Raw genomic sequence first — 212 nt, forward strand, 5'->3', positions numbered from 1 at the left:
TGTAAGTAGAGATTTTTTGCAAATAGTCTGTTCTTGCATTCGTGATGTTCTCATGGATGCAAGCTACTTTACGTTTTTGCTTTTGATAGTTTTTTGCTTCATCCAGTTTGCGAAACCATTTAGGATTGCTAAATACTTCTCCCGTTGAAAGAATCGCAAAATCTTTCAGACCCACATCCACACCAACAGACGACCCAGTTTTAGGAAGTCCT

At 38.7% G+C, this 212-nt stretch carries 1 protein-coding gene; it reads right to left on the reverse strand.

What is annotated here, in order from left to right:
• A partial coding sequence (locus MR059_RS21735) for a transposase (protein ID WP_242162041.1) occupies positions 1-212 on the reverse strand: 212 nt, incomplete at both ends.

The sequence above is a fragment of the Bacillus cereus group sp. BfR-BA-01522 genome (assembly GCF_022662635.1).
In the GTDB taxonomy this organism is placed as follows: Bacteria; Bacillota; Bacilli; order Bacillales; family Bacillaceae_G; genus Bacillus_A; species Bacillus_A cytotoxicus.